Annotated in this window: 21 protein-coding genes; 14 read left to right on the top strand and 7 right to left on the bottom strand. The window is 61.5% G+C overall.

The features are described from left to right. Nucleotides 1-904: 904 nt before the first annotated feature. Complete coding sequence (locus tag ACZ9HU_RS16645; protein ID WP_476106546.1) at nucleotides 905-1,810, bottom strand: LysR family transcriptional regulator; 906 nt, start codon at nucleotides 1,808-1,810, stop codon at nucleotides 905-907. Nucleotides 1,811-1,918: 108 nt separating this feature from the next. Here ACZ9HU_RS16645 and ACZ9HU_RS16650 point away from each other — a divergent pair, with 108 nt between their 5' ends. From ACZ9HU_RS16650 to ACZ9HU_RS16675, 6 genes are all read left to right on the top strand, one after another. Next, nucleotides 1,919-2,434, top strand: a complete 516-nt coding sequence (locus ACZ9HU_RS16650) for an aldehyde dehydrogenase family protein (protein WP_476106548.1) — start codon at nucleotides 1,919-1,921, stop codon at nucleotides 2,432-2,434. A 53-nt stretch (nucleotides 2,435-2,487) separates the two neighbouring features. Continuing rightward, complete coding sequence (locus ACZ9HU_RS16655) at nucleotides 2,488-3,999, top strand: ABC transporter substrate-binding protein (RefSeq protein WP_476106714.1); 1,512 nt, start codon at nucleotides 2,488-2,490, stop codon at nucleotides 3,997-3,999. 216 nt (nucleotides 4,000-4,215) lie between these two features. After that, nucleotides 4,216-5,298 carry an alanine racemase gene (locus tag ACZ9HU_RS16660; RefSeq protein WP_476106715.1) on the top strand — a complete coding sequence of 361 codons (1,083 nt, stop codon included), beginning with the start codon at nucleotides 4,216-4,218 and terminating at the stop codon, nucleotides 5,296-5,298. Next, nucleotides 5,298-5,690 (top strand): RidA family protein, encoded by a 393-nt coding sequence (locus ACZ9HU_RS16665; protein WP_476106549.1) that lies wholly within the window; start codon nucleotides 5,298-5,300, stop codon nucleotides 5,688-5,690. Before ACZ9HU_RS16660 ends, ACZ9HU_RS16665 begins: the two co-directional genes overlap by 1 nt. Nucleotides 5,691-5,711: 21 nt before the next feature. Beyond that, nucleotides 5,712-5,909: a hypothetical protein gene (locus ACZ9HU_RS16670; RefSeq protein ID WP_476106551.1), complete on the top strand. Its 198-nt coding sequence runs from the start codon at nucleotides 5,712-5,714 to the stop codon at nucleotides 5,907-5,909. Nucleotides 5,910-5,946: 37 nt separating this feature from the next. Next, the gene (locus ACZ9HU_RS16675; protein WP_476106552.1) at nucleotides 5,947-6,174 is read left to right on the top strand and encodes an FAD-dependent oxidoreductase; all 228 of its coding nucleotides are present in this window, start codon (nucleotides 5,947-5,949) and stop codon (nucleotides 6,172-6,174) included. A 137-nt stretch (nucleotides 6,175-6,311) separates the two neighbouring features. On the opposite strand, the gene ACZ9HU_RS16680 is transcribed toward ACZ9HU_RS16675, so the two are convergent. The 3 genes from ACZ9HU_RS16680 to ACZ9HU_RS16690 all read right to left on the bottom strand — a co-directional run bounded on the left by ACZ9HU_RS16680 (nucleotide 6,312) and on the right by ACZ9HU_RS16690 (nucleotide 9,889). Then, a complete protein-coding gene (locus ACZ9HU_RS16680) occupies nucleotides 6,312-7,322 on the bottom strand; it encodes a sodium:calcium antiporter (protein ID WP_476106553.1) in 1,011 nt (336 codons plus the stop codon). A gap of 309 nt (nucleotides 7,323-7,631) precedes the next feature. Further along, nucleotides 7,632-8,618, bottom strand: a complete 987-nt coding sequence (locus ACZ9HU_RS16685; RefSeq protein WP_476106555.1) for a class 1 fructose-bisphosphatase — start codon at nucleotides 8,616-8,618, stop codon at nucleotides 7,632-7,634. 260 nt (nucleotides 8,619-8,878) lie between these two features. After that, nucleotides 8,879-9,889: a LacI family DNA-binding transcriptional regulator gene (locus tag ACZ9HU_RS16690; RefSeq protein ID WP_476106557.1), complete on the bottom strand. Its 1,011-nt coding sequence runs from the start codon at nucleotides 9,887-9,889 to the stop codon at nucleotides 8,879-8,881. Nucleotides 9,890-10,056: 167 nt separating this feature from the next. On the opposite strand from ACZ9HU_RS16690, the gene ptsP reads away from it, so the two are divergent. From ptsP to ACZ9HU_RS16720, 6 genes are all read left to right on the top strand, one after another. After that, nucleotides 10,057-12,546: a phosphoenolpyruvate--protein phosphotransferase gene (gene ptsP / locus ACZ9HU_RS16695; RefSeq protein ID WP_476106558.1), complete on the top strand. Its 2,490-nt coding sequence runs from the start codon at nucleotides 10,057-10,059 to the stop codon at nucleotides 12,544-12,546. Continuing rightward, on the top strand, nucleotides 12,546-13,487 hold the full coding sequence (pfkB, locus tag ACZ9HU_RS16700) for a 1-phosphofructokinase (RefSeq protein ID WP_476106559.1): 942 nt from the start codon (nucleotides 12,546-12,548) through the stop codon (nucleotides 13,485-13,487). Before ptsP ends, pfkB begins: the two co-directional genes overlap by 1 nt. 26 nt (nucleotides 13,488-13,513) lie before the next feature. Continuing rightward, on the top strand, nucleotides 13,514-15,202 hold the full coding sequence (locus tag ACZ9HU_RS16705; protein WP_476106560.1) for a PTS fructose transporter subunit IIC: 1,689 nt from the start codon (nucleotides 13,514-13,516) through the stop codon (nucleotides 15,200-15,202). Nucleotides 15,203-15,253: 51 nt separating this feature from the next. Beyond that, nucleotides 15,254-16,585 (top strand): carbohydrate porin, encoded by a 1,332-nt coding sequence (locus tag ACZ9HU_RS16710; protein WP_476106561.1) that lies wholly within the window; start codon nucleotides 15,254-15,256, stop codon nucleotides 16,583-16,585. Nucleotides 16,586-16,702: 117 nt separating this feature from the next. Then, nucleotides 16,703-18,121, top strand: a complete 1,419-nt coding sequence (locus ACZ9HU_RS16715; RefSeq protein ID WP_476106562.1) for a DUF1800 domain-containing protein — start codon at nucleotides 16,703-16,705, stop codon at nucleotides 18,119-18,121. Between the two features lie 20 nt (nucleotides 18,122-18,141). Further along, nucleotides 18,142-19,362: a DUF1501 domain-containing protein gene (locus ACZ9HU_RS16720; RefSeq protein ID WP_476106564.1), complete on the top strand. Its 1,221-nt coding sequence runs from the start codon at nucleotides 18,142-18,144 to the stop codon at nucleotides 19,360-19,362. A gap of 3 nt (nucleotides 19,363-19,365) precedes the next feature. Here the strand turns inward: ACZ9HU_RS16720 and ACZ9HU_RS16725 are convergent, their stop codons facing one another. Together ACZ9HU_RS16725 and ACZ9HU_RS16730 are read right to left on the bottom strand one after the other, a co-directional pair. Further along, nucleotides 19,366-20,502, bottom strand: a complete 1,137-nt coding sequence (locus ACZ9HU_RS16725; RefSeq protein ID WP_476106566.1) for an AI-2E family transporter — start codon at nucleotides 20,500-20,502, stop codon at nucleotides 19,366-19,368. A 145-nt stretch (nucleotides 20,503-20,647) separates the two neighbouring features. Then, complete coding sequence (locus tag ACZ9HU_RS16730; protein ID WP_476106567.1) at nucleotides 20,648-22,957, bottom strand: TonB-dependent receptor; 2,310 nt, start codon at nucleotides 22,955-22,957, stop codon at nucleotides 20,648-20,650. A 276-nt stretch (nucleotides 22,958-23,233) separates the two neighbouring features. Here ACZ9HU_RS16730 and ACZ9HU_RS16735 point away from each other — a divergent pair, with 276 nt between their 5' ends. Further along, nucleotides 23,234-23,836 (top strand): RBBP9/YdeN family alpha/beta hydrolase, encoded by a 603-nt coding sequence (locus ACZ9HU_RS16735; RefSeq protein WP_476106569.1) that lies wholly within the window; start codon nucleotides 23,234-23,236, stop codon nucleotides 23,834-23,836. 44 nt (nucleotides 23,837-23,880) lie between these two features. On the opposite strand, the gene ACZ9HU_RS16740 is transcribed toward ACZ9HU_RS16735, so the two are convergent. Continuing rightward, entirely contained in the window at nucleotides 23,881-24,756 is an 876-nt protein-coding gene (locus ACZ9HU_RS16740; RefSeq protein ID WP_476106570.1) for a LysR family transcriptional regulator, read from the bottom strand. Nucleotides 24,757-24,848: 92 nt separating this feature from the next. Here ACZ9HU_RS16740 and ACZ9HU_RS16745 point away from each other — a divergent pair, with 92 nt between their 5' ends. Beyond that, entirely contained in the window at nucleotides 24,849-25,961 is a 1,113-nt protein-coding gene (locus tag ACZ9HU_RS16745) for an S-(hydroxymethyl)glutathione dehydrogenase/class III alcohol dehydrogenase (RefSeq protein WP_476106572.1), read from the top strand. The last annotated feature ends 182 nt before the right edge of the window (nucleotides 25,962-26,143 follow it).

The raw sequence follows: 26,143 nt of genomic DNA on the forward strand, positions 1-26,143 counted from the left end.
GTCTCGATCTTCAGCGTGACGAAATTGCGCCCCGGACAGGTGACAATAACGCGGGCGGAGGTGATTTTCATGGGGGTCAGGTTCCCGAATTGGTCAATTTATATTTGTGATTGCTCTGACCAATTTTGGGGCGACAGTCAAATTTACAGCGTCAATCATCTATAATCGACTGCGTCTATCATGGGCTTATTGGAGGATTTGGATGGAAATTTCGAAGAGAGAATAAATAATTCGTTGATAAGTTAAATTCAATATTCCTATTTGTGAAAAAATAAATCGATTTAAGGAGATTTTTCTGTATAAATTGTTGATTGGCAACATAGAGGCTGTTTTAGGCCGGTCATCAAAGGCAAATTCTTCTTGCTCATGTTTGCCGGTGCTCGCCAACTCCGTCTCTATCGTCTTCAACGGATCGACCACTCCACGGATCGGCAAGCCTAATTCCAGCGTCTATGTCGCTCTCGATCAGCCCGCCACCGAGGGCTTTGCGTCGAGCGCGGCAATTGGATCGGCCGCGATCTTGGGATAGTGCTTTTCCAGCAGCGCTTGGAAGTCTGCGGGCAGATCCTCAAATTGCCTCACCTTCGCGCCGTTGGCAAAGAGGTTGAGCGTGCCGAGCCGGTCGCGCCAAGTCCCAGCGCGGTGCGGCGATCCAGCCCTGCGGCTTTGCGATCTGCGATCATCTTGTGCTCCCCTCAATGTTGCTGTTCGTAACGCAGCTTGGCCTTATGGGCTGCTGCCTATACTACGAAAATCAGGGAGTGATCGCGCGTCGGATATGGGGTATCTGAGGGCTGGGCGAAATAAAGGCCAAATACAGCCTTGGCGATAGACCTCTATCCGTGGCGGTGTATTTCCCATCTCCTCGATATAGTTTCCCCCACAACTGTATCAGGAAGCGATCTTAAGTACGCCACGGCACCTTTGTCAGAGCATTGCGCAAGTCGTCGAGGAAGGCGCTTGCCCGCCCGCTGCGCCCATTGCGCGCGTGGACCAACGCCACCACATCGGCGCAGGGTAGCGCCCATCCGGGCAATATTTCCACCAGCCGTCCCGCCGCCAGATCCCCGGCTACATCCCACTCGCTACGCACCATCACGCCAAGCCCCGCCAACGCCCAGTCGCGCACGATTTCGCCGTCATTGCTGGACATGGCGGGTTTGATGCGCACGGTCGTCGGCTCCTTGCCCTCATGCCGCAAGCGCCACAGCGTGACGTCCTCATTGTTTTCGCGCAGAGCAAGGCACCGGTGATCGATCAGGTCATGGGGCGTGGCCAAGGGCGGGCCGTTTTCGAGATAGGCGGGTGCCGCGCACAGAATCCGGCGGTTGGGGGCCAGCGTCGTCACCAGCCTGTCGCTTTCCGGCAGCGCGCCGATATGCACGACAATGTCCCAGCTTTCGTTGACCTGCCGGATCGGGCTGTCGGAAAGTTCGAGGGTGACGGTGGTGGCTGGATGGGCCTTGGCAAAACTTTCGACGACTGGACTGACATAACGCCGGCCAAAGCCATAGGGGGCGGCCACGCGCAAATGCCCACGGATCTGGCTGGTGCGCGAGGCGAGCCTCTCGGCCAGATCCTCGATGGCGCCGATGATTGCCAGCCCTTCCGAAGCGATCAGTTCCCCTTCATCGGTCAGGCTAAGCCCGCGTGAATTGCGATCGACCAGCCTGACCCCGACGCGGGCCTCCAGCGCGCGCAACCGCTGCGTTACCGCCGGGGCAGTGACATTGAGGCTGCGCGCCGCCTCGGCCAGAGACGGGGATCGAGCCAGAACCTGAAAGAAGATCAGATCTTCGGTGGTGATCATTAGGTTTCGTCTTAATGAAGAATGTAGATCGCGTTAATTGAGATATTCATGGCTTGCCATATCATCGCCCCGCAAGCAACCCAACCCTGATGCGCGAAAGACCGGCTGATGATGCCTTTGCCCTCCTGTGATTTCATCCATCTCCATGGCGCATGGAAAGCCCCCATCGCGCCGGGCGAACCGATCCGCTTGTTCAACCCGGTGACCGAGCAGCAGATCGGCACGGTGACATCCTGCGGCCCACAGGATGTGGCCCCGGCGCCGGCCCAAATCATCGAGGAGGCGGGAACGCCCCCCGGCGTGTTCAACATGGTGACGGGCACGGGTGATGTGGTGGCCGCCGCACCGACCGTCAAGCGCGTAACGCACGAACTGGGAGGCAAATCGCTTAACATCCTGCTCGATGATGCCGATTTCGCCCGCGTGGTACCGCTGGGCGTGGCGGCGGGCATGGGCTATGTCGGCCAATCCTGCAGCGCCCCCACATTGATGCTGGTGCCGCAACACCGTCTGGCCGAGGTAGAGCAACTGGCGGTCGAGGCTGTCAACGGTCGCGAATATGGTCGCTGCGGTTTGGAGGAATATCTCGAAACCAAGGCTAATTTGGGCTTTTTTCCGCAGTGATCGGCGGGCCTGTCAACCGACGCGTGGCGCTGGGCGGCGTTGCAGGGCTGGGCATGGCGGTCGTCGCCGGGCGGTTTCTGGGCAAGCCGCCTGCCGACCCAGTCCTGCTCGATGCCGATGCCAAGCCCAAACGGGGCGGCCGCATCCGCGTGGCCAGCACATCCATCTCGATCGGCGACACGCTGGACCCCGCGCGCGGCGCGCTCAACACCGATTATGTCCGGCATTTCATGCTCTACAGCGGGCTGACCGAGCTGGACCGGCATTTGAATGCGCAGCCCGCTCTGGCGCAAAGCCTGACCAGCGCGGATCAGCAGGTGTGGCACGCTACCTTGCGCCGGGGCGTGACCTTTCACAATGGCAAGAGCCTGAGCGCGAAGGATGTCGTCCATTCGTTGCTGCGCCACAAGGACCCGGGGATCGGTTCGAAAATGGCCGACATCGCGCGCCAGTTTGCCGATGTGCGGGCCACCGGCCCGATGGAGGTCCGCATCACGCTGACCGGGCCGAACGCCGATTTGCCGGTCATTCTGGCCCAGTCGCATTTCCTCATTTTGGATGCCGATCACAAAGATCCACACACCGCCAATGGCACCGGCCCCTTTTGCATGTCCGAATTCCGGCCCGGCATCCGCACGGTGGTTCGGCGCAATCCCAATTTCTGGAAAGCGGGCAGACCCTATCTCGACGAGATCGAACTGATCGCCATTCCCGATGAGGTCAGCCGCGTCAGCGCCTTGCTGGCGGGCGATGTGCAACTGATCAATGCGGTCAATCCACGCTCGACCCGGCGCATTCTGGCCTCACCCGCGCATGGCGTGATCGAGACGAAATCGGGCCTCTACACCAATCTGATCGCGCGTCAGGATCGGTTTCCCACCGCCAATCCCGATTTCACCGCCGCGATCCGCCACCTTTTGGACCGACCATTGATCAACCGCGCCCTTTTCCGCAATTACGGCACGATCGCCAATGACCAGCCGATCCCGCCGAACCACCCCTATTTCCGCGACGACCTGCCTCAGACCGGCCTCGATCTGGACCGGGCCAAATGGCATGTCCAGCGCTCGGGCCTGAGCGGCATCCGCCTGCCGGTCTATGCCTCGCCCGCCGCCGAAGGGTCGGTGGACATGGCCTCGATCCTTCAGGAATATGGCGCGCGCGTGGGCCTTGATCTGGCGGTCAACCGGGTGCCTGCCGACGGCTATTGGTCCACCCATTGGATGAAGCACCCGCTGTGTTTCGGCAACAGCAACCCGCGCCCGACCGCCGACATGATCTTCAGCCTGTTCTATAAATCGGACGCCACATGGAACGAATCCGGCTGGCAAAATCCGCGCTTTGACAAGCTGTTGATCGAGGCGAGGGGCGAGACCGACCACCAGCGGCGCAGGCAGCTTTATGGCGAGATGCAGGGGCTGGTCCACGAGCATTGCGGCAGCGTGATCCCGGTTTTCATGAGCCTGCTCGATGGCCATGACCGGCGGTTGCGGGGCTTCTATCCGGTCCCGCTGGGCGGGTTCATGGGCTACACTTTTGCCGAACATGTCTGGTGGGATAGCTGACGGAATTAATTTCAAACTTAATCTATCATGCATAAACCATTAATTGCGTCCACGCGGCGAGGCCGACACAATGGCCCGACAAGACCAGCCCCGCCCATTCAGCAAGGAACATCAAAGGTGACCGAGCCGACCCTTCTTGAGCCGACGCGCCAGAGCGATACTTCGCTGCGCCTTGGCGTACTGGAAACCCCGTGCCTCGTGCTCGACGCCGAGCGGATGGCGCGCAACATCGCTCGCCTGCGCGCCAGGCTGGCGCCCCATGGCGTGACCTTGCGGCCGCATCTCAAGACGGCCAAATCGGTCGAGGTTGCCTGGCAGGTGATGGAAAGCACGCAGGGGCCGGCCACGGTTTCGACCCTGAAGGAGGCCGAATTCTTTGCCGATGCCGGGGTGCGCGACATCATCTATGCCGTGGGCATCGCGCCGTGGAAACTGGCCAAGGTGATTGAATTGCGGCGCCGGGGCGTCGATCTGGCGGTTGTGCTGGACACGGTGGAGCAGGCGCAGGCGGTGGCCAAGGCCTCACGCGAGAGCGGCGATGCCATTCCGGCGTTGATCGAGATTGATTGCGATGGGCATCGTTCCGGCGTGCTGCCCGATGACGCGGCGCGGCTGGTGGCAATCGGCCGGGCGTTGAGCGATGGCGGCGAGCTGCGCGGTGTCCTCACCCATGCCGGGGGCAGCTATGCCGCGCGCGGGCAGGAGGCATTGCAACAGGCCGCCGAGGCCGAAAGGCGCAGCGTGGTCGATGCTGCGGCCATCCTGCGCGGGGCGGGCCTGTCTTGCCCCGTGGTCAGCATCGGTTCGACGCCCACGGCCCATCATGCGCTCGACCTGACCGGCGTGACCGAGGTGCGGGCCGGGGTCTTCGTGTTTTTCGATCTGGTGATGGCGGGTATCGGCATTTGCCATGTCGATGATATCGCCCTTTCGGTGATGGGCACGGTGATCGGCCATCAGCGCGACAAGGGCTGGATACTGATCGATGCCGGATGGATGGCCATGTCGCAGGATCGCGGCACCGCCAAACAGGCCGTCAATCAGGGCTATGGCGTGGTCTGCGATCTGGCGGGCAACCCCTATCCCGATCTCATTCTGGCCGATGCCAATCAGGAGCATGGCATCATCACGCTCCGCCCCGGTTCGGACGGGCAATTGCCCGATCTGGCCATCGGCGAGCGCGTGCGGGTGTTGCCCAATCATGCCTGTGCCACCGGGGCGCAGCATCGGACCTATAATGTGGTGCATGGCGGGTCGGATCTTGTGACCGGCCAGTGGCAGCGTTTCGGAGGTTGGTGATGGAAAAGGCACTTACTCCCATCCTGACCGATCAGGCACCAGCTCCGGCGGGCCATTATGCTCAGGCAATCCGCGCGGGCGACATGCTTTATGTCTCAGGCCAATTGCCGATCCGGGCTGACAAGGCCCCTCTGGACGACATGGGCTTTGCCGCGCAGGCCCGGCAGGCCATCGCCAATATGTTGGCCATCCTTGAGGCGGCGGGCGGCCGGGCCAGTGATCTGTGCCGGGTCACCGCCTATATCGTGGGCGTGGAAAATTGGCCCGAATTCAACCGGGTCTATGCTGACATGCTGGGCGATGCGCGGCCAGCGAGAACGGTCGTGCCGGTGCCTGAACTGCATTACGGCTATCTGGTTGAAATCGACGCGGTGGCGGCCCTGCGCGGCTGATCCCCTTATTGTCAGGAGGGCATGATGGCTGCCATTGAATGGAATGTGACCGATACTACGCCTGTAAAAACCGCCCGCGCCGCAACGGCCACCCGATTGCAGAGCATTGATGCGCTGCTCGACCCTGTGTGTTTAACATGGCTGCTATATTTCCCGACCCGCTGGTTTTCCAATTTCAAGAAGGCCCGCAAGGTCATTTGGTGGCTGAAATATCTGTGATGAAATGGTTGGCCGTCGCGTGATGAGAGGTGAGGAAATGCAACCTGTTGTTCAACCGGTCAAAAACGATGAACATCTGCCCGATGCGGTCGATGTCGCGTTGATCGGGGGCGGTATCGTGGGTACGGCATCGGCCTATTATCTGGCGCGGCGGGGCCTGCGCGTGGCGCTGGTGGAAAAGGGCCACGTCGCCTGCGAACAATCGAGCCGCACGTGGGGTTGGTGCCGCCAGAGAACCTTTGGCTCAATTCGAGGCGTAGATTAGGCGGGCGAGCCGGACACATTCTGGGAGTTTCCTAGATTAAAGTTGGCGCTGTGCGTGGCTGCGTCATTTGTAAAGCTCTGGCTCTCCACCAGTTTAGCGAACGAGGGATCGTTCCGGGGGGGCAGGTCATTCCCGTATCAGCCCGTGATATGCCATGCGATCAGAATCGCGGCAAAAGCGATGTAGAGCAGCGCCATGCTGGCCAAGGCACCGCGCGTGATCGAGCCGCGGCGGAACAGGGCAAACATCACCGCAATCGCCACCATCGTGGCCGCCGCCGCGATCAGCAGCGGGGCGCTCAAATGCCACGGGGTGAAGAACAGGCCAAAGGCGGTGGGGATGGTCGCCTGTATCATCATCGCGCCCGTGATATTGGCCAGCGCGAGGCGATACTTGCCTTGCCGCACCCAAATGATGGCATTCATGGTTTCGGGCAATTCGGTGGCAATCGGGCTGAGCAGCAGGGCGAGCAATTGCGGTTTGAGGCCGAGCGCGGGGCCGAGCAATTCAAGCTGTCCGACAAAGCTGCGCGATGCAAAGAAGATCACGACCAAAGCGCCCAGCGTCTGTATTGCCGCCATCGCGCCCGAGGGTTCATCGCGGCGGGGCTGAATTTTGAGCGGTTCGAGTTCTTCGCCCTCTTCGTCCCCCTCGGCCTGCATTTCCTGTCGGACATAGAGCGCATAAGCGGCAAGGAAGGCGATACCGAGCCATGGTTTCCATGCAAAAACGAATAGGCCCAGCGCAATCTTGGCCGCAAACACGACCAGAAACCACGCCTGATCCCGTGAAAGGTGGCGCAAATCATTGCGCAACGCAACTGAGGGCGTCAGCCGTCGCCCACAAGCCATCAATGTCAGCCCCACCGTTGCATAGGCAATGGTCGAAAGCGCCAACGGCCCGCCCAGAGCCGCGCCGATGCCCAGTTCCTTGGACGCCGCCGTCGCCCCGAACGCCACCGCGATCAATGTCACAATGCTTTCGGGCAGCGCCGTGCCAAAGGCGGCAAGGATTGTGCCGGTGGCCTTGGAGCCGAAATTCATCTTCTGGCCGACCCATTCTACGCCATTCACAAAGAATTCGCAGGCCAGATAGATCACCACCGCCGAGCCGATCAGCATGGCAATGTTGAGGATTAAGGCGGGCATCAAAATTCTCCGGGGCCGGACACGGAACACATGAATGCAGCCAGCATCCGGCCCCGGACACTCGCCCATTCATGGTCTCGTCAAGCCGGTTGGGCCGTGCGCGCCATGGACAACCGATCATGCGATTGGCCAAGTTTGTTGACGCGAACCCCGCTGTCGATGCGGGCGACTACTCCCCAAGAAGTGGCCGCGCCTTGGCAAGTTGAGGCCGGCCTGTCAAGTCTGTGGCCTGCCATGGACGCTGGCCATGGCAGTGGAGAAACGCGATTGTCGCGGGACTTGACGAAGCCGCCCCCCTTTGGCCTATCATTACAGGGTGACGGCGGCCACTTCCTCAGCATCGCCCATGACAACGCCCACTCTTTGATGCAAACCGTTGGGCGAGACATCCATGATGCGTTTGTACCCATCGGTTGCCGCCCCGCCTGCCTGTTCGATAAGGAAACTCATCGGATTGGCTTCATAAAGCAGGCGCAGGCGCGCCTTGCCCGTCGTGCGATGATCGGCAGGATACAGGAACACACCGCCCCGTTTCAGGATACGGTGAACATCGGCCACCATGGATGCGGTCCAGCGCATGTTGTAATCGACGCCCAGCGGGCCTTCCGATCCCTGAATGCGTTCCTCGACAAAGCGGCTGACGGCGGGGGACCATTGGCGGCGGCGGGCCATGTTGATGGCAAATTCCTTGTTGCCCGCCGGAATCTGCATCGGGCCGTCGGTCAAGCGCCATGAACCGACTTCGCGGTCCAGCATGAATTCATACACCCCGGTGCCGATGGTCAGCACCAATAGCGTCTGCGGCCCATAGAGCGCATAACCGGCGGCGACCTGCTCGCTGCCCGGTTGCAGGAAATCCTCCTCGGTCACATCCCGCCCCGCGCAGGCTTCGGGCGCGCGCAGCACCGAAAAGATCGTACCCACCGAAAGATCGACGTCAATGTTGCTGGACCCGTCGATCGGATCGAACAGCAACAGATATTCGCCCTTGGGATAGCGGTTGGGGATGCGGTGGATGGTTTCCATTTCTTCGGACGCCATCGCGGCCAGATGCCCGCCCCATTCATTGGCGTCGAGCAGCAGGTCATTGGCGATCACGTCCAGCTTTTTCTGAACCTCACCCTGCACATTCTCGCTGCTCAAGGCGCCCAGCACATCGCCCAGCGCGCCTTTGGCGATGGCATGGCCCACTGCCTTGCACGCACGTGCCACCGTTTCGATCAACAGGCGCAGTTCGGCCGGGCACGGACAACCGGGCATACGCTGTTGTTCGATCAGAAAGCGCGAGAGGGTCATCTGTCGAGGGCCAGTCCCCGGATTGCCACCTGCATCTGTCATCATCAACGAACCTTTTCCTGTGATAGGGCGCCAATCAGCCTGGCCAGATCGGGGCCATGGGCGAAACTGGCGGCATTGGCGATGGTGGCCGGATTGGGCCGCATCCCTGTATAGAGCACAAATTGCTCAACCGCTTGCAAAACAATGACCTCTGCGCCGCAAATCACATTTTACCTCGATTCCTGTGCGGCCCGACCGATAGGGCGTTTGCGGGCATATCAGCGTCCTGTTGCAGAGTTGGGTGCAAAGGCGCGGGCGCTGGAGCCGCGCGCGATCAGCCTGCCCGATAAAACGGTCTTGCGCATGGGCGCATCGGCATGTTCCAGCCGGTCCAGCAGCATGGCCATGGCGGTGCGGCCAATGTCATCGACGGGCTGTTCAATGACGGTCAAACCGTCGCCGATCAGTTCCATCCACTCGCTATTGTCAAAACCGGCCAGGGCAATATCGCGCGGCACCTCCAGATCGAGCGAGCGCAGGGCGCGCAGAATCGATATCAGCATCACGCCATTGCTGGCCACCAAAGCATCGGGGCGGTCCGAGCGCGAGAGCATATCCACGACCGCCTTTTCGGCGTCGCCCGTGGCATGGGGAATCGACAGGGCCTCAACCTCCATGCCCAACGCTTGCGCCGCGCGTTCAAATCCGTTGCGGCGCTCGATCCCGGTGCTGCTGCTGGCCCCGAACAGGCCGGTGATGCGGCGGTGGCCCTGTGCGTAGAGATGTTCGACCAACAGGCCCGCCATGGATTCATTGTCGAGCAGCACACAATCTTCGCGCGCGCCGGGAATGGCGCGGTCGATCAACACCACCGGGCAATCGAGCGCGAGATCACCCGCTCTGGCCACGCGTTGCCGTGAAGGGGCAAGGATGATCCCGGTGACGCGCTCCTGCTGCATCAATTCAAGATACATCGCCTCCTTGGCCGGGTCTTCATCGGTATTGCACAAGATGACGCGCAGGCCCTTGGCCGCGGCAACGGCCTCAATGGCGCGTGACACGGCGGTAAAGAACGGGTTGCGGATGTCGGCCATGATCAGGCCGATTGTGTTGGTATGTTGCGAACGCAGGCGTCGCGCGGCCAGATTGGGGCGATAGCCGGTTGTAATGACGGCAGCCTGAACCCGCGCCTGCATTTCCGCGTCAACCGCCCGTCCGGCCAACACCCGCGAAACCGTGGCGGGCGAGACATTGGCAACCCTTGCGACATCCTTGATACCGACGGCCATCAGAAAACGTTCTCACTTTTCAACGGCCCTATGGCCTCTCCTCCCCTCTATCATGCCCGCATTGTGCCGCAAAACGCAAGGGCTCTTGACAAAAGTTGTGAGAAAACGTTTTCTGCGCCCAACGTGAGAACTGGAGAGATTCTGAAATGCTTCCCGACTCTGCCATCATGTCCCGGAATTCCGGGCTCGTGCGCGTCGATGCGCAGGCCGCCGACAAGGATGACGCGATTCGTCAGGTGGGCCAATTGCTGGTCGCCGCCGGTTGCGTGGCCGCCGGGTACGAAGACAGCATGGTCCGTCGCGAAGCGGTCGCCAACACCTTTCTTGGCGCCGGCGTTGCCATCCCGCATGGTCTGGGCGAGGACAAGGGTTTGGTTCGCCATGACGGCATTGCGATCCTGCAATTGCGCGAAGGGGTCGAATGGAACCCCGGACAGGTCGCACATCTGGTCGTGGGCATCGCCGCCAATTCGGACAGCCATATTGCGATCCTGCGCCGCCTGACGCGGTTAATTCAGGACGAGCCGCGCATCGCCCGCCTGATCGCGACCGATGATGCCGAAGAAATCGCCCGCGCGCTTCAGGAAGACGGCGCGGCGGCCGACGCATCGGCCCCGGTGGCGGATTTTGCGGAGGTGGCGCATTGGGTTGTCGATTATCCATCGGGCCTGCATGCGCGCCCGGCCTCGGCATGGGTGGAGGCGGCGCGCGGTCTTTCGGTCAAATTGCGCGTTCGCCATGGCAGTGAAACCGCCGATCCGCGCAGCCTGGTGTCTTTGCTTCAACTTGGCCTGAAACTGGGCGATGCCGTGGTCATTTCCGCCGAAGGCCCCAATGCCAAGGCCGAACTGGAAAGTTTTGCCAAGGCGATCCGCCGTCTGACTTCGCGTGAGAAAGAAGATGCCGCCCGCGCCGCAGCCAAGGCCAGTGCCCCGGTTCGGGGCTGGAAACCGGCGGGCGATGCCAAAGCCATTGCCGGTGTCGCGGCCAGCCCCGGTCTTGCAATCGGCAAGGTGCATATCCTTGCCGCCGCTGAACTGGTCGTGCCGGATGAGCCGGTGGATTTGGTCGCGGGCGGGGCGATGCTGGATGATGCGTTGACGCGGACACGGGCGCAGATGAAGGCGCTGATCGATGACACCACGCGCCGCCTTGGCGCGGGAGAGGCCGCGATTTTCAAGGCGCAGGCGGATCTTCTCGATGACACGGACCTCATCACGCTGACCTGTCAGTTGATGGTCGAAGGGCACGGGGTGGCATGGTCGTGGGATCAGGCCGTGGGGCGCATTGCGGGGCAATTGTCGGCTCTGGGCAATCCGGTTCTGGCGGCGCGCGCGGCGGATTTGCATGACGTGGGGCGCCGCGTTCTGGCCGCGATTGACTCCTCGCTTTCGGCCGGTTCGCTTGCCGATCTACCCGAAGAACCCTGCGTGTTGATCGCATCGGACCTGTCGCCTTCGGATACGGCAACGCTGGATATATCGCGCGTCGCCGGTTTGGCGACGGCACTGGGCGGGCCGACGTCGCACAGCGCCATTCTGGCCCGCACCTTGGGCTTGCCCTCGATTGTGGCGGGCGGGGCGGACCTCCTCTCGCTGGAGCCGGGCGCGACGGTGATTGTCGATGGCGACAGCGGGCGCGTCTGGCTGGACCCTTCGCCGCAGGATCTGGAATCGGCACGTCGCTGGATGGCTGATATCGCCGATAAGCGCGCCGCCGAAGCCGCCGAACGCAGCCGTCCTGCGATCACCACCGATGGCCATGAAATCATCGTCGCGGCCAATGTGAACCGGCCCGATCAGGTCGAGTTTGCACTGGTTCAGGGCGGCGAGGGCGTGGGCCTGATGCGCACCGAATTCCTGTTCCTTGAACGCGGCGAAAGTCCGGGTGAAGATGAGCAGGAAGAAATCTATCGCGCCATGATCGACGCTTTGGGTGATCGGCCATTGATCGTGCGCGCGCTGGACATCGGCGGGGACAAACAGGTTCCGCATCTCGACCTGCCCAAGGAGGAGAACCCGTTCCTTGGCGTGCGTGGCGCGCGTTTGCTGCTGCGCCGCCCCGATCTGCTCGATCCGCAATTGCGGGCGCTCTATCGTGCGGCGCGGGCGGGTGGGGATCTGTCGATCATGTTCCCGATGATCACCTCGGCATGGGAATTGATCCGCCTTCGCGAACGTTGCGAGGCGATCCGTATCGAGGAGGGCGCCCCCGTTGTCCCTATCGGCATCATGATTGAGGTGCCCGCCGCCGCGGTTCAGGCCAAGGCGCTGGCGGCCCATGCTGATTTCTTTTCCATCGGCACCAATGATTTGACGCAATATGCGCTGGCCATCGACCGCCAAAACCCGGATCTGGCCAGCGAGGCCGACAGTCTGCATCCTGCCGTGTTGCGCCTGATCGCCATGACGGTTGAAGGGGCCAAGGCGCATGACCGTTGGGTGGGCGTGTGCGGCGGGATCGCGGGCGATCCCTTTGGTGCGGCGCTGCTGGTTGGTTTGGGGGTCAGTGAATTGTCGATGACCCCGCGCGACATTCCCGCCGTCAAGGCCCGCATCCGTGCCAGCGACAAGACCGCGCTGGAAACCTTGGCCAAGCGGGCGTTGGAGATGGAAGGCGCGGCGCAAGTCCGTGCGCTGGACGGGGGTGATGCGTGATGCGTATCCACACTGTCACTTTCAACCCTGCTATCGATCAAACCGTCACGCTGGACCATCTGGTTCCGGGCGAGGTCCACCATGCCCGCGCTGTGCGTGAAAACGCCGGGGGCAAAGGCGTCAATGTCGCCAGTTGTCTGGCCGATTGGGGCGCGGATGTCGCGGTTTATGGGTTGCTGGGCATGGACAATGCCGCGCCCTTTGATGCGCTGTTCGCGGCCAAGGGTATTGATGACCACTTTATTCGCGTGGCCGGATCGACGCGGGTCAATCTCAAGCTGGTGGATGATGCCGGCACCACGGACATCAACATGGACGGCATGGCGGCTGACGAAGCCCTTGTCGAAAAAGTCATCAGCCATCTTTGCGTGGCGGTGCGTTCCGGTGATCTGGTTGCGCTGTCGGGCAGTCTGCCGCCCGGATGCCCGCCCGATGTCTATGCCGGATTGGTGGGGCAATTGCGTGATCGCGGTTGCCGCGTTCTGCTCGACACCAGCGGCCTTCCGCTCAAACACGCGCTGGATGCGCGGGTTTTGCCCCATGTGATCAAACCCAACCGCAGCGAATTGGCGGCGTGGACCGGCAATCCGGCCATGGACCGCGACAGCCTTCTGGCCGTGGCCGAAGATTTGCGGCGCCGGGGCGTTGAACTCGTCGTCATTTCGATGGGGGACGAGGGCGCCTTGTTCGTTTCGGCACAGGGCGCTTTGTGCGCGCAAATGGCCATCGGTGGCGTGGCCAGCACGGTTGGCGCGGGCGACGCCATGGTGGCCGGCTTGGCGGCATCGCTGGCCGATGGGCTGGGGCTGGAGGCTCTGGCGCGGCGGGCGACGGCCTTTGCGGTGGGTAAACTGGGCATGATGGGCCCCAATCTTCCCGCGCTGGGCGCGGTACGTGCGTTGGCGCAGGAGGTTTCGATCTGCGCGCTGACCATGGCTTAACGCATTCATATTGGGACGAGGGTAGAATGAGAAAACTCTTTGCCGTGATCGATGCCGGTGGGCGCGATGTGCAGGCCTTGCTGGCCGCAGAAGCCTTGCGCAAGGCGGCGCGGACCGAAGGGCGTTTGATCGAGGTCGCGGTGCGCGGCGAGCGTCAGGCAGTGGATCTAAGCGCGCTGGACGACAACGGACAGGATCTGGCGCTGCTGTTTGTTGGCGCGGCCGATGATGCTCTGGCCCAGCGTGCGGATATCTGTCTGACGCTGGACGCTGTGCTTTCCGATCCAGCCGCCGCTATTCGGGGATCTGGTGGTCAAACACCGACGGTAAAGCCGCGCATCGTGGCGATCACGTCCTGCCCCACGGGCATTGCGCATACATTCATGGCCGCCGAAGGCCTCACCGAAGGCGCGCGCCAATTGGACTATCCGATCCGCATTGAAACGCAGGGGTCGGTGGGCGCAGGCAATCCGTTGACCGCCGATGAGATTGCTCAGGCCGACGTGGTCCTGATCGCCGCCGACCGCGAGGTGGACCGTGCCCGCTTTGCCGGAAAGCGTGTTTTCATCAGCAACACCAAACCGGCCATCACCGGAGGCGCGCGCCTGATCGAACGCGCTCTGGCCGAGGCGCAGGTGCAGGGCGGGGCGCAAGCCGATAATGAGGCCGCGCCAAGCGGCGCCAAGGAGCGCGCCGGACCTTACAAACATCTGATGACAGGCGTGTCTTTCATGCTGCCCTTTGTTGTGGCGGGCGGTTTGTTGATTGCTCTGGCCTTTGCTCTTGGCGGGATCCATGCCAATGACGATTCCGCCGCCGGGACATTGGCCCATGCGCTGTTTGAAATTGGGGCCAAGGCTGGTTTTGCGCTGATGGTGCCCGCACTGGCGGGGTACATTGCCTATTCGGTGGCGGATCGTCCGGGCATTGCACCGGGGATGATCGGCGGGATGATCGCGGCCAATCTGGGCGCGGGCTTTCTTGGCGGGATCGCGGCGGGCTTTATTGCCGGTTACGGGGTGGATGGGCTCAATCGCCTGATCCGCCTGCCCAAAAATCTGGCCGGGTTAAAGCCGGTGCTGATCCTGCCTTTGCTGGGCTCGTTGTTGACGGGGTTGGTGATGATCTATGCCGTGGGGGCGCCGGTGGCTGCGGCTCTGGCTTTCCTCACGGACTGGTTGCGCTCTATGCAGGGTTCCAGCGCGATCCTGCTGGGCGTGATCCTTGGCGCGATGTCGGCCTTTGACATGGGCGGTCCGGTCAACAAGGCGGGCTATGCCTTTTCGGTCGGACTGGTGTCGAGCCAGGTCTATACGCCGATGGCCGCCACGATGGCCGCCGGTATGGTGCCGCCTTTGGGCATCGCGCTGGCCACATTCCTGTTCCGCAACCGCTTTACCGCCGAGGAACGTGAAGCGGGCGGCGCGGCGGGCGTGCTGGGCCTTGCCTTTATCACCGAGGGCGCGATCCCCTTTGCCGCGCGTGATCCGTTTCGCATCATCCCGGCGCTGATGGCCGGATCTGCGGTCGCGGGCGCGATTTCCATGGCCTTTGGTGTTGAACTCAAGGTGCCTCATGGCGGTGTTTTTGTCTTGCCCATTCCCGGCGCGGTGACCCATTTGGCCGCCTATGCGCTGGCCATTGCGGCGGGGACGGGGGTGACGACGCTGTTGGTGGGCCTGCTCAAGCGGGCACCGGCGTCGACCGAGGCCTGAACCTTCATCTTCTGACCTTCGCCGAAAGATCCGGCGCGCGAGGATAATTCTATGCTGCGTAAAACTCTTAAGGGCGCCTGCTGTGCAGGCGTCATCGCCCTCTCCTTGTCTGTTCTGAATGTGCCTGCTGCTATGGCGCAGGAAGCATCCGTCAAGCCGGTACAACCTCTGGCCGATGAAGGCATCACCCTTTCACTCAGCTATACCGGCGAAGCGGCGGGCAATGTCACGGGCGGTCTGCGCCGGGCCAGCGCCTATACCGGACAGGTCTATATGGGCGCCGATTTCGACATGGACCGGATTGTCGGCATCGGCGGCGGCACCGTGCATTTTGCCGTCACCAACCGCCACGGCAAAAGCCTGTCGAATATCGCCATCGGCAATAACACCTCGGTTCAGGAAGTGTGGGGGACGCAAAACACCCATCTGGCCATCCTGACCTATGAGCAGAAATTGCTGAATGGCCGCCTGGACATTGAGGCAGGGCGCAGTCAGGCCAATATTCATTTCCTGAATTCGCCGATCTATTGCAATTTCCAAACGAATTCGACCTGCGGCAATCCGACATTCGTGTTCAAGAACAGCAATTTCACCTATTTTCCGGCATCAAGCTGGATGGTTCATGCCAAGGCCCATCTGACCCCGCAATTGTTCGTCCATGTCGGCGCCTATGAGGTGAACCCAGACCGTAAACAGGCCAATGACAATGGCTTCAGCTTTTCCACCCGCAACGCCACCGGCGTGGTGGTGCCTTGGGAGGCCGGCTATGGCGATGATGCGGGCAAGACGCGTTTGCCGGGGCACTATATCCTTGGCGGATGGATCGACCGGGGGGATTATTCCGATCCCCTGCGTGATGCGAATGGGGCAATTGCGATCATCAGTGGGCAACCGGCGGCAACATTGCATGGCCGTTCGGGTATCTATTTCCGCTTTGATCAGATGCTGACGCGCCCTGATCCGTCGTCAAAGCGTGGTTTGACCCTGTTCGGCGTGGCCATGGCCAATCTGTCGGGGCGGGTCGAGGAAAGTCGCTTTCTGGAACTGGGCCTGTTGCAGACCGGCACATTCCGCGGGCGCGATGCCGATACGCTGGGCTTCCTTATCAATGATCAACAATTCAGCGATCTGGCCATTGAACGCATGCGTGCGGCCCGGATCGCGGCGGGGGGTGATGGGAATATCCGTCGTCACCAATATATGATGGAACTGGCCTATGGCGCGCAGATCAACCCGGCGATCCGCATTTCGCCCAATATCCAATATATCGTGAACCCGGATCAGACCGGCGCGCCATTCCGCAACCGGGATATTGGCAATGCGCTGGTCTTTGGTTTCAAGTTTACGGTCGATGCGCCCACTTTGATGGGCATGATCCGCTAAGCTGACAATCGGGTTCATCCCTCGCTCATCCAATCCGATGCAGAAATAGCGACGGATAGGACGAACGAGGACTGCCTTATGCGCCGCATGCTCGCTTTACACGCTTGCATCTTGGTGATGTTGGCCGCGCCCTCTGCCGGTGCCGCAGATGCGGCGGGCGGCATGGCGCAGCTCAATCGCGAGACGTGGGGATGGGCTCCCGACATTGCCGAACCCGTTGGCCCGGCTTTGCCCCCGGCGGTGCAGGCGCGCATTGATGCCATGCGGATCAGCCAGGAGCCGATGGCGCAACTGGTCATCGACATGGACGCGCAAAACCGCGCGGCCAATCAGATCACCGATGCGCCCACGCGTGAGGCGGCGAAAAAGGCATGGCGTCAGACGCTGAATGACCTGTCGCGAGAGGCAGCCACACGCTCCTTGCTGCGCGACCTCTATTCCCCCGATCAGATGCGCGAACAGATGACGTGGTTCTGGTTCAACCAGTTCAACGTTCATGCGCAAAAGCGGGATATCCGTGCGATGGTGGGTGATTACGAGGATGTGATCCGTGGCCATGCTCTTGGCCGTTTCCGCGACTTGCTGGAGGCGACTTTGCGGCATCCCGCGATGCTGCGCTATCTGGACAATGACCAGAACGCGGTGGGCCATATCAACGAGAATTATGCCCGCGAGATCATGGAATTGCACACGATGGGCGTCGGCTCTGGCTATAGTCAGAAGGATGTTCAGGAACTGGCGCGGATATTGACCGGTGTGGGCGTTCGGCTGCGTCCCGATCCGCCCCGGATGAAGCCGGAATGGCAGGCTCTCTATCTTCGCGATGGATTGTTTGAATTCAATCCCGCCCGCCACGATTTCGGCACCAAGCAATTTCTTGGTCACACGATCAAAGGAGCCGGTTTCGCCGAGGTGGAGCAGGCTCTTGACCTGATTGCCCGTCACCCTGCGACCGCGCGGCGTCTGTCCACCCGGATGGCGATCTATTTCATGGGGGACAATCCGCCCCCCGCCGCTGTCGATGCGATGGTTGCGGCATGGCGCCAGTCGGATGGCGATATTGCGGCGGTTTTGCGCGCAATGAAGGGTGCGCCCGCTTATAAAGCCTCGCTGGGTCATGCGTTCAAGGATCCGGTCCATTATGTCGTGTCGGCGGTCCGTTACGCCTATGGTTCGGGGGCGGGCGGGAACGTTGTCCTCAATGTCGATCCGATGATCCGCTGGCTCAACCGGATGGGGCAGGGGCTCTATGACCGACAAACGCCTGATGGCTATCCCTTGTCCGCATCGTCTTGGACCGGGCCGGGACAGATGGAGGTGCGTTTCGAAATCGCCAAATCCATCGGCAATGGTTCATCGGGCCTGATGCGCCCCGCCGATCCGACAGCGCCCTATCAGCCCGCCATTCCCCCCATGCAGCAGGTGGGTATGGATCAAACCTTCAGCGCGCAAACCCGCGCCGTGCTGGATCAGGCGAAAAGCCCGGCGGAATGGAACATGCTCTTCCTGTCCTCACCCGAATTCATGCGCCGATAGACACTGGCCGGAGACGCGTCATGCCGATGATCACACGCCGCAGCCTGATCCGAAACGCCGCCATTTGCGCGCCCATGCTGCTGGGCGTGCGTGCCTATGCCACGCCGGCGGCACGGGACAGCCGGTTGCTGGTGGTATTTCTGCGCGGTGCCTATGATGCGGCCAATATCATCATCCCGACCAGCAGCGATTTCTATCACGAGGCACGGCCAACGCTTGCCCTGTCCCGCCCGGATCCGGCCAATCCCGATGCGCCCCTGCCGCTGGACGCGGATTGGAGTTTGCACCCTGCGCTTAAAGACAGCATTCTGCCTTTGTGGCAGGCGGGCCAGATTGCCTTCGTCCCCTTTGCCGGAACCGATGATCTAAGCCGCAGCCATTTCGAAACGCAGGACTCCATCGAACTGGGACAAAATATCAACGGGCGGCGTGATTATCAGTCGGGCTTTATGGGGCGTCTGGCGGGGGTTCTGGGGGCGGATCACCCCATCGCCTTTACCGACCAATTGCCGCTGTGTTTTCGCGGCGGACCGGTTGTGCCCAATATCGCGTTGGGCAATGCCGGCGCCAAGCCTTCGATTGATGATCGCCAGAGTGATTTGATCAAGGCCATGTATCGGGGACAGCGCGAAGGCGGTGTCGATCTGGAGGCGGCCATTGGGCAGGGTTTTGCCGTGCGCGACACCGTGTTCCAATCGATCCGCAGCGAGATGGAAGCTGCAGGGCGCGGCGCCATCAGCGCCAAGGGCTTTGAACTTTCCGCCCGGCGGATCGGGCGATTGATGCGTGATCAATATAACCTTGCCTTCGTCGATGTCGGAGGTTGGGACACGCATGTCAATCAAGGCGGTGTCACCGGCAATCTGGCCAATCGCATCGGCGAATTGGGCCGCGCCCTGGCCGGTTTTGTCGAGGCGATCGGGCCAGAAGCCTGGCGTCAGACGACCGTGGCGGTCATATCCGAATTTGGCCGCACCTTTCGCGAAAATGGCGACAAGGGCACAGACCATGGGCACGGCAGCATCTATTGGGTGATGGGCGGCGCGGTTGCCGGCGGGCGGATGGCGGGCGATCAGGTCAAGATCACCCCGGACACACTCAATCAGGGGCGCGATCTGCCGGTGCTGACCGATTATCGCGGGTTGATCGGAGGGATATTGGCGCGGCAATATGGGCTGTCGGCCCGGCAACTGGGCATCGTTTTTCCCGGTGCCGCGGTGGCCGATCTGCGATTGCTGTGAATATCAGGCCGCATCTTTGCCGCGGACCGGGTTGAGCGGGCCTTTGACCGCCCCGATCCATTCGCGCCACAACAGCATCAGCACCGCCATAACCGCTGGCCCCATCACCAGTCCGATCAGGCCCCAGCTTTCCACCCCGCCCAAAATACCCAGCAGCACCCAAAGAAACGGCAGGCGCGTCGATCCGCCGATGAACACCGGCCGCACGAAATGATCCGCGATAAAAACCAGCGACAGGCCGACAACACCCACAATGGCCGCATAGATCATCTGTCCCATGGCGACCAGAATGGCCGAGGCCGCGATCACCGCCACGCTGGCGCCCAAGGGGATGGCCGAGAGCAGCCCCGTGATCAGACCCAGCAACGCGGCATGGCTGACCCCCGTCAGGCCATAAAGCACGCCAAGGATCAACCCTTCGCCAAAGCCGACGATGACCAGTCCATTGACCGTCCCGCGAATGGCCTGAACCGCCTGATCCGCCACATTTTCGCCCGGCAGGCCAAAGGCGCGGCGCGTGCCCCGGCGTAAGCCCTGCGCCACGCTTTCACCATCGCGCAGCAGAAAGAACAGCGTCATCAGCATGAAGCCCAAGAGCAGCAATCGGTGCAGCAGCCCACCAAGGATCTTTTCACCCGTACCCAGCGAAAGTCCCGAAGAAGGCCCGGCATGATGCGAGAGCCGACTGATACCCTCCGGCGTGCTCAGGGCCGATTGCCACCATGCCGCCATCTGTTCGCCATAGGGCAGGTGATGCAAGGCGTCGGGCACCGGAATGCCCTGTGCCCGCGCCACGGCCAGCCATTGCGAGAGCGAAACCGCATCGTGAAACACCGCATTGGCCACCATCACCAGCGGGATCACAAAGATCAGCAGGATCGACAGAGTAAAGAGGGCGGGCAACAAAACCGCCTTGCCGCCGGGCCAGCGCCGGACACAGCGTTGATATAGCGGCCAGAGCGAGACGGCGAAAATACAGCCCCAACCCACCGCATGCAAAAACAGGTGAAGCGTCCACCACCCCGCCATCACCAGCAAGCCTATTGCCAGAATGGCCGCGATCTTTTGTTCGCGTGAGAGCGATTGCGACTTTGGCGAAACCCATGTTCCGGGCGGGGCGTTCTGGGGTTCATCTTCCATCCCCAAAGGTTTAGCCCAACGGTGCGCGGCGCGCCAAGGATGAATTGGAAAAGGGATGTTTTTTAGCCCGCCGCCATGGCCGTGCATGATTGCCGTTCAACGGGAGGCTGGGGGGTGGGGAGCCTCCCGCCGAACGGGGGGCAAATTAGACCTTGCCGCGCAAGGTGATGCCGAACATGCGCGGATCGCCGGGCGTGCCGACGATCAGGCCGCTGTTGCCCGCCTGCACCGTGACATTTTGCAGATAATTGGCCTTGGTCAGGTTGCGCGCGAATAGCTCAACGCCCCAGTGGGCATTGACCCGAACCCCGACCGATCCATTGACCAGAGTATAGCCGGCAATGGTCGTATAGGCGCTGTCGCTCGCCTCGCCATAGATCATGGAGCGGAATGTCGCATCGGCGCGGATGTAGAGCTGGCTTTGCCCCAGATCATGCGTGACCTCGCCGCCCAGCGAGCCGGTCCATTTGGGCAGACCCGGCAGACTCTTGCCCGTCAGATTGCAGGAGGCCGTCGATGAACCCGTCAATTCAATCGGGCACGGCCCCGCCGGATAGGACGCATATCGCCCGTCGGCATAGGCCAGCGACCCGCGCAGGGAAAACCACGGCGCCACCCGCCAGTTGGCGTCCGCCTCCACCCCGCGCACCGTGACGCGCGGAATATTGGCCAGATAGGAGCGCAGCGCGACAACGGCGGCATTGTCCACCACATTGGCCTGAAAGTCGTGGACCACGGTGGAGTACGCCGTCAGATTGAGTGTGGCCCTGCCGCTCAACCACTGGCTTTTGATGCCCGCCTCCCATGTGAAATTGCGTTCCGGGCGGATGACGGCGGTGGAAAGAATGGGGTCGCCGCTGGCATGTCCGGTGACGCCGGCGGGATAGACGGGCAGGCCGGACATATTGATGCCGCCCGACTTTTGCCCGCTGGCGCCGTTGATATAGAATTGCAGATCGCGCGTTGCCTTCCACGCCAGATTGATGCGTCCCGAAAGGCCCTCTTCCGACACGCTGGCGGCGTAATATTGGGCGCGCAGGATCGATGCTTTGTCATTCACCAACGAAGCGGTTGTGGTGGCAAGGCCGCCGCTGACATTGGTGTTATAGGTGCCGTGCTTGGTTTCCCACGTTTCGCGCAGGCCCCCGGTCAACGCGAGGCGCGGCGTGACGTGCCATGTTGCCTCGCCAAATATGGCCATGGAATCGGAATGGAAATCGGTGGTGCCATCCTGTCCATAGCCGTCGAGCAGGTTGGACGGGCGCCCCGAAGGCAACAGCCAGTAGGTGGCCTGCGGGCCATAGATGCTGATGGGATGGCCGACGATCTTTTGATGGAAATAGTAGAGGCCGCCGACATAGTCGATCACGCCCGGATGGGCGTTGGTAAGGCGGATTTCCTGACTGACCTGATCCTGCCGGCTGGGAATATGCTGGGTCATCTGGACCGGGATGCCGGTGTAGTCGCGGTCATTGGCCGCGTCCCAATCCCAAAACCGCCATGCGGTGACCGAGGTGATGGCGAAAGGTCCGCTTTTCAGCTCGGCGATCATGCTGGCGCCGCCTTCCTGCGTATTGGTGCCGACGGCGGCGTCAATATCGGTGACGCGCGAATAGGGATTGGTGGAGGGGACGGCGTAACCCAGTCCCGCAGCCAATGCGGCATATTGCTGGGCCGCCGGTTTCAGCGTCGGCGCCACGCGGACATAGACCTGGGTACAGCATTCGCCCTTGAAACTGGACCAGTCGCCAATCAGGCGGATCGTCAGATTGGGAGAAGGGGTCAGCAGGATTTGACCTCTCAGGGCGGCATTGTCGATGCTGTTTTGATAGGTGCCATAGCGATGGTTCCAGATCACCCCGTCGCGCTTGGTCATCGATCCGGACAGGCGGAAAGCGGCTCGGTCGGCGATCAGGGGCCCGGTGATAGCGCCCTTCACCTGACGGAAATTTTGCTGGCCATAGCTGGCCTCGGCCTCGGCGCCAAAGGTGAAGCTGGGCTTTTGGGTGGCAATGGAAATGGCGCCCGCCGTTGTGTTTTTGCCAAAGACCGTGCCCTGCGGCCCGCGCAAAATTTCGATATGGTCGATGTCAACAAAATCGAAGGCGGCGGTGGCCGGGCGGGCGTGATAGACCTCGTCCACGTAAAAGCCGACACCCGGTTCCAGCCCGTCATTGGCCTGGCTGACCGAAACGACGCTCGACCCAAGGCCACGGATGGTGAAGGCGGTGTTGCGCGGATTGGCGCTGGAATAATTGAGCGAGGGGACCAGCGTGGAAACCTGTTGCAGGTTGACGGTCCGCGTGGCGTTGAGCAGGTCGCCCGTTACCACCGAAAGCGCGGCGGGCACATCCTGCGCCCGTTCGGCGCGGCGGCGGGCGGTTACGGTTATGTCGTCGGGCGAAATTGCGGTGCCTTCATCGGCCGCCTCGGCGTGGGAGGAGGTCAGGAGCATGGCCGCCACATAGGCAGCGCAAAGCAACGCGAATTTCGACGAGCGAACCATATGTTTGATATTTCCCCGAACCTGCTGGCCGAATCTATATCCAATGAAATATAGATTCGGCCTTGGCTAGACTTCAATCGGGCAAAGGGCAATGCCGCTGCGCGCTGCGGTCTGTTGTGATGGGGGGGACAATTTAGGCTATGGGGCGGGCAAGCGGGAATGTGTGGTGATGCGCATTTACTCAACTATATCGATAGACATTATTGTCCGTGAATGGAGTCGATCATGTCTGCCCAATCCGATGCGCCTATTGTCCTGACGGTTCCCGGCCTTGGCAATTCGGGCCCCAACCATTGGCAAACCCTGTGGGAGGAGGCGCATCAGGGATGTTTCCGCGTCAATCTGGGGCAATGGGAAAAGCCGCATCGCAATTCATGGGTCAACCAACTCAATCTGGCCATCCGCAGCGTTGAGGGGCCGGTGGTTCTGGCGGCGCACAGCCTTGGCTGTCACGCGGTGGCGGCTTGGGCCATGATGGAGCCGGATGCGGCGAAGCTGGTGTCGGGCGCTCTTCTGGTCGCGCCGCCAGAGGTTGATTTTTTTCCGTTGGATGCGCGGGTCAGCACATTTTCGCCCACGCCTTCGGGCAAGCTCCCTTTCCCCGCCATCCTTCTGGCCAGCAGCAATGACCCTTATTGCGGGCAACCGGCGGCCAGGGTTCTGGCCCGCATGTGGGGCGCGCAATTTCGCGATGCGGGCGCGATGGGCCATATCAACGCGGCCAGCGGCCTTGGCCGATGGGACGAAGGGTGGCGCATGTTGGCCTCGTTCGGCGTGAAATCCGGCGGGCAGGTTGGGCCGAATTCCGGCCACGCGGCGCGGCCCTAAGCCCGGTCAGATCGCAGGTTTGGCGTTCCCATCATTCCTGTGCATCAGATAACCCGCGGGATGCCTTTCCTTAATCCTTCGATCGCGGCCTGAATTCGGGCGGAAAGATGGCGGCGGGACGAATAGACAGCCCAGATCGATTCATCCGCATGACGGAATTGATCAAGGATGGGTACGATCTGACCCTTCTTTATGTATTCCGAAACATAGAATTCGGGCAAATGACAGATGCCCATATCATCCAGCGCCGCCGCAACAATGGCATTACCGTTGTTGCATTGCCACCTGCCCTGCGCCCGCCAGCGCAGATGTTCGCCGTTCTGGCGGAAATGCCAATCTTCCGAGGTGCCGACCAGACATTCATGCTGGGCCAGATCGCTGATTTTGGTCGGCGTGCCATGTTTTTCCAGATAGGCGGGCGTGGCGCAGGTCAGAAAACGCCGCTGAGCAATCTGGGTGCAGATGAGGCGGGAGTCGGTCAAAGCCCCGGTGCGAATGGCCAGATCATAGCCTTCGGTCAGGATGTCGACCACGCGGTTGGTCAGGTCTAGATGGATCGAAAGCTGTGGGTGATCGCGGCACAGGCGCCGCATCACGGGGGCGATAAAGCGTTCACCCATGGCAACGGGACAGGTGATGCGCAAATTGCCGTGCGGGTCGTTGCCGCTTTCCAATGAGGCAAATGCCTCGTCTCTTTCTGTCACCAGCCGGGCGAATTGCGCCACCATGATCCGCCCGCTGTCGGTCAGTTTGACCACGCGTGTGGTGCGCGTGAACAGGCGTGTTTGCAGCCGTTGTTCCAGACGGTCGATGGCGCGGCTGACGTTGGACGGGGCGGTGTTCAATCTTTCGGCGGCGCGGACAAAGCTGCCCAATTGGGCCACCATCACGGCTTCTTCGATACCTTCCCACGCATTCATTATTGCACCTGTGCATTAATGTATTCCACAGAAGCCCTTTATCCCATTATGGCGAATTATGTAGAGGCAATCGTTCAAATAGGAGATTGCCCATGAAGACCCGCGCCGCCGTTGCCTTTGCGCCCAAAACGCCGCTCGAAATCGTCGAAGTCGATCTCGAAGGCCCCAAGGCTGGCGAGGTGCTGGTCGAGATCATGGCGACGGGCATTTGCCACACCGACGCCTACACGCTGGATGGTTTCGATTCCGAAGGTATCTTCCCCTCGATCCTGGGCCATGAAGGCGCAGGGATCGTGCGCGAAGTGGGCCCGGGCGTGACCAGCGTGGTCCCCGGCGACCATGTGATCCCGCTCTACACCCCCGAATGCCGCCAGTGTAAAAGCTGCCTGTCGGGCAAGACCAACCTGTGCACCGCGATCCGCGCGACACAGGGCAAGGGGCTGATGCCCGACGGCACGACGCGCTTTTCGTATAAGGGCCAGCCGATCTTTCACTACATGGGCTGCTCGACCTTTTCGAACTTCACCGTTCTGCCCGAAATCGCGGTGGCGAAAATCCGCGAGGACGCGCCGTTTCAGTCGGCCTGCTATATCGGCTGCGGCGTGACCACGGGCGTTGGCGCGGTGGTCAACACCGCCAAGGTGCAGGTGGGCGACAATGTTGTGGTCTTTGGCCTCGGCGGCATCGGCCTCAACGTCATTCAGGGCGCGCGTCTGGCCGGCGCGAACAAGATCATCGGCGTGGACATCAACGAGGCCCGCGAGGAATGGGGCCGCAAGTTTGGCATGACCGACTTCCTCAACACGCGGGGCATGAGCCGCGAGGATATTGTGGCCAAGATCGTGCTGATGACCGATGGCGGCGCGGATTACACTTTTGATGCCACCGGCAACACCGAGGTCATGCGCACCGCTCTCGAAGCTTGCCACCGCGGCTGGGGCACCAGCATCATCATCGGTGTGGCAGAAGCGGGCAAGACCATCGAAACCCGCCCGTTCCAGCTGGTGACGGGCCGCAACTGGCGCGGCACGGCCTTTGGCGGGGCCAAGGGCCGCACCGATGTGCCCAAGATCGTCGACATGTACATGACCGGAAAGATCGAGATCGACCCGATGATCACCCATGTCATGGGGTTGGAAGACATCAACACGGCCTTCGATCTGATGCATGAGGGCAAGTCGATCCGCAGCGTCGTAGTGTTCTAAAACCATACCCAACACCCGCAAGTCACATGGCGTCGGTGCCCGGCTCATTCTGGCCGGGTTCTGGCGCCATTTTCTTTGTGCGCAATTTTGCGGGCAATGCGGATGACATGGCGACATGTGACCGCGATTATCGACATCACGACAACAATGCTTCACGCAATTGCTGGCTTATCACTTTCCTC

The sequence above is a fragment of the Novosphingobium sp. Sphag1I genome, from assembly GCF_056279125.1.

What these genes read in the sequence shown, in the direction of transcription:
- ACZ9HU_RS16710 (WP_476106561.1), top strand. Translation starts at nt 15,254, where the DNA reads ATGCTGCGTAAAACTCTTAAGGGCGCCTGCTGTGCAGGCGTCATCGCC.
- ACZ9HU_RS16735 (WP_476106569.1), top strand. Translation starts at nt 23,234, where the DNA reads ATGTCTGCCCAATCCGATGCGCCTATTGTCCTGACGGTTCCCGGCCTT.
- ACZ9HU_RS16670 (WP_476106551.1), top strand. Translation starts at nt 5,712, where the DNA reads ATGATGGCTGCCATTGAATGGAATGTGACCGATACTACGCCTGTAAAA.
- ACZ9HU_RS16675 (WP_476106552.1), top strand. Translation starts at nt 5,947, where the DNA reads ATGCAACCTGTTGTTCAACCGGTCAAAAACGATGAACATCTGCCCGAT.
- ACZ9HU_RS16680 (WP_476106553.1), bottom strand. Translation starts at nt 7,322, where the DNA reads ATGCCCGCCTTAATCCTCAACATTGCCATGCTGATCGGCTCGGCGGTG.
- ACZ9HU_RS16645 (WP_476106546.1), bottom strand. Translation starts at nt 1,810, where the DNA reads ATGATCACCACCGAAGATCTGATCTTCTTTCAGGTTCTGGCTCGATCC.
- ACZ9HU_RS16660 (WP_476106715.1), top strand. Translation starts at nt 4,216, where the DNA reads ATGGCGCGCAACATCGCTCGCCTGCGCGCCAGGCTGGCGCCCCATGGC.
- ACZ9HU_RS16720 (WP_476106564.1), top strand. Translation starts at nt 18,142, where the DNA reads ATGCCGATGATCACACGCCGCAGCCTGATCCGAAACGCCGCCATTTGC.
- ACZ9HU_RS16730 (WP_476106567.1), bottom strand. Translation starts at nt 22,957, where the DNA reads ATGCTCCTGACCTCCTCCCACGCCGAGGCGGCCGATGAAGGCACCGCA.
- ACZ9HU_RS16715 (WP_476106562.1), top strand. Translation starts at nt 16,703, where the DNA reads ATGTTGGCCGCGCCCTCTGCCGGTGCCGCAGATGCGGCGGGCGGCATG.
- ACZ9HU_RS16650 (WP_476106548.1), top strand. Translation starts at nt 1,919, where the DNA reads ATGATGCCTTTGCCCTCCTGTGATTTCATCCATCTCCATGGCGCATGG.
- ACZ9HU_RS16725 (WP_476106566.1), bottom strand. Translation starts at nt 20,502, where the DNA reads ATGGAAGATGAACCCCAGAACGCCCCGCCCGGAACATGGGTTTCGCCA.
- ACZ9HU_RS16690 (WP_476106557.1), bottom strand. Translation starts at nt 9,889, where the DNA reads ATGGCCGTCGGTATCAAGGATGTCGCAAGGGTTGCCAATGTCTCGCCC.
- ACZ9HU_RS16705 (WP_476106560.1), top strand. Translation starts at nt 13,514, where the DNA reads ATGAGAAAACTCTTTGCCGTGATCGATGCCGGTGGGCGCGATGTGCAG.
- ACZ9HU_RS16740 (WP_476106570.1), bottom strand. Translation starts at nt 24,756, where the DNA reads ATGAATGCGTGGGAAGGTATCGAAGAAGCCGTGATGGTGGCCCAATTG.
- ptsP (WP_476106558.1), top strand. Translation starts at nt 10,057, where the DNA reads ATGTCCCGGAATTCCGGGCTCGTGCGCGTCGATGCGCAGGCCGCCGAC.
- ACZ9HU_RS16665 (WP_476106549.1), top strand. Translation starts at nt 5,298, where the DNA reads ATGGAAAAGGCACTTACTCCCATCCTGACCGATCAGGCACCAGCTCCG.
- ACZ9HU_RS16745 (WP_476106572.1), top strand. Translation starts at nt 24,849, where the DNA reads ATGAAGACCCGCGCCGCCGTTGCCTTTGCGCCCAAAACGCCGCTCGAA.
- pfkB (WP_476106559.1), top strand. Translation starts at nt 12,546, where the DNA reads ATGCGTATCCACACTGTCACTTTCAACCCTGCTATCGATCAAACCGTC.
- ACZ9HU_RS16655 (WP_476106714.1), top strand. Translation starts at nt 2,488, where the DNA reads ATGGCGGTCGTCGCCGGGCGGTTTCTGGGCAAGCCGCCTGCCGACCCA.
- ACZ9HU_RS16685 (WP_476106555.1), bottom strand. Translation starts at nt 8,618, where the DNA reads ATGACCCTCTCGCGCTTTCTGATCGAACAACAGCGTATGCCCGGTTGT.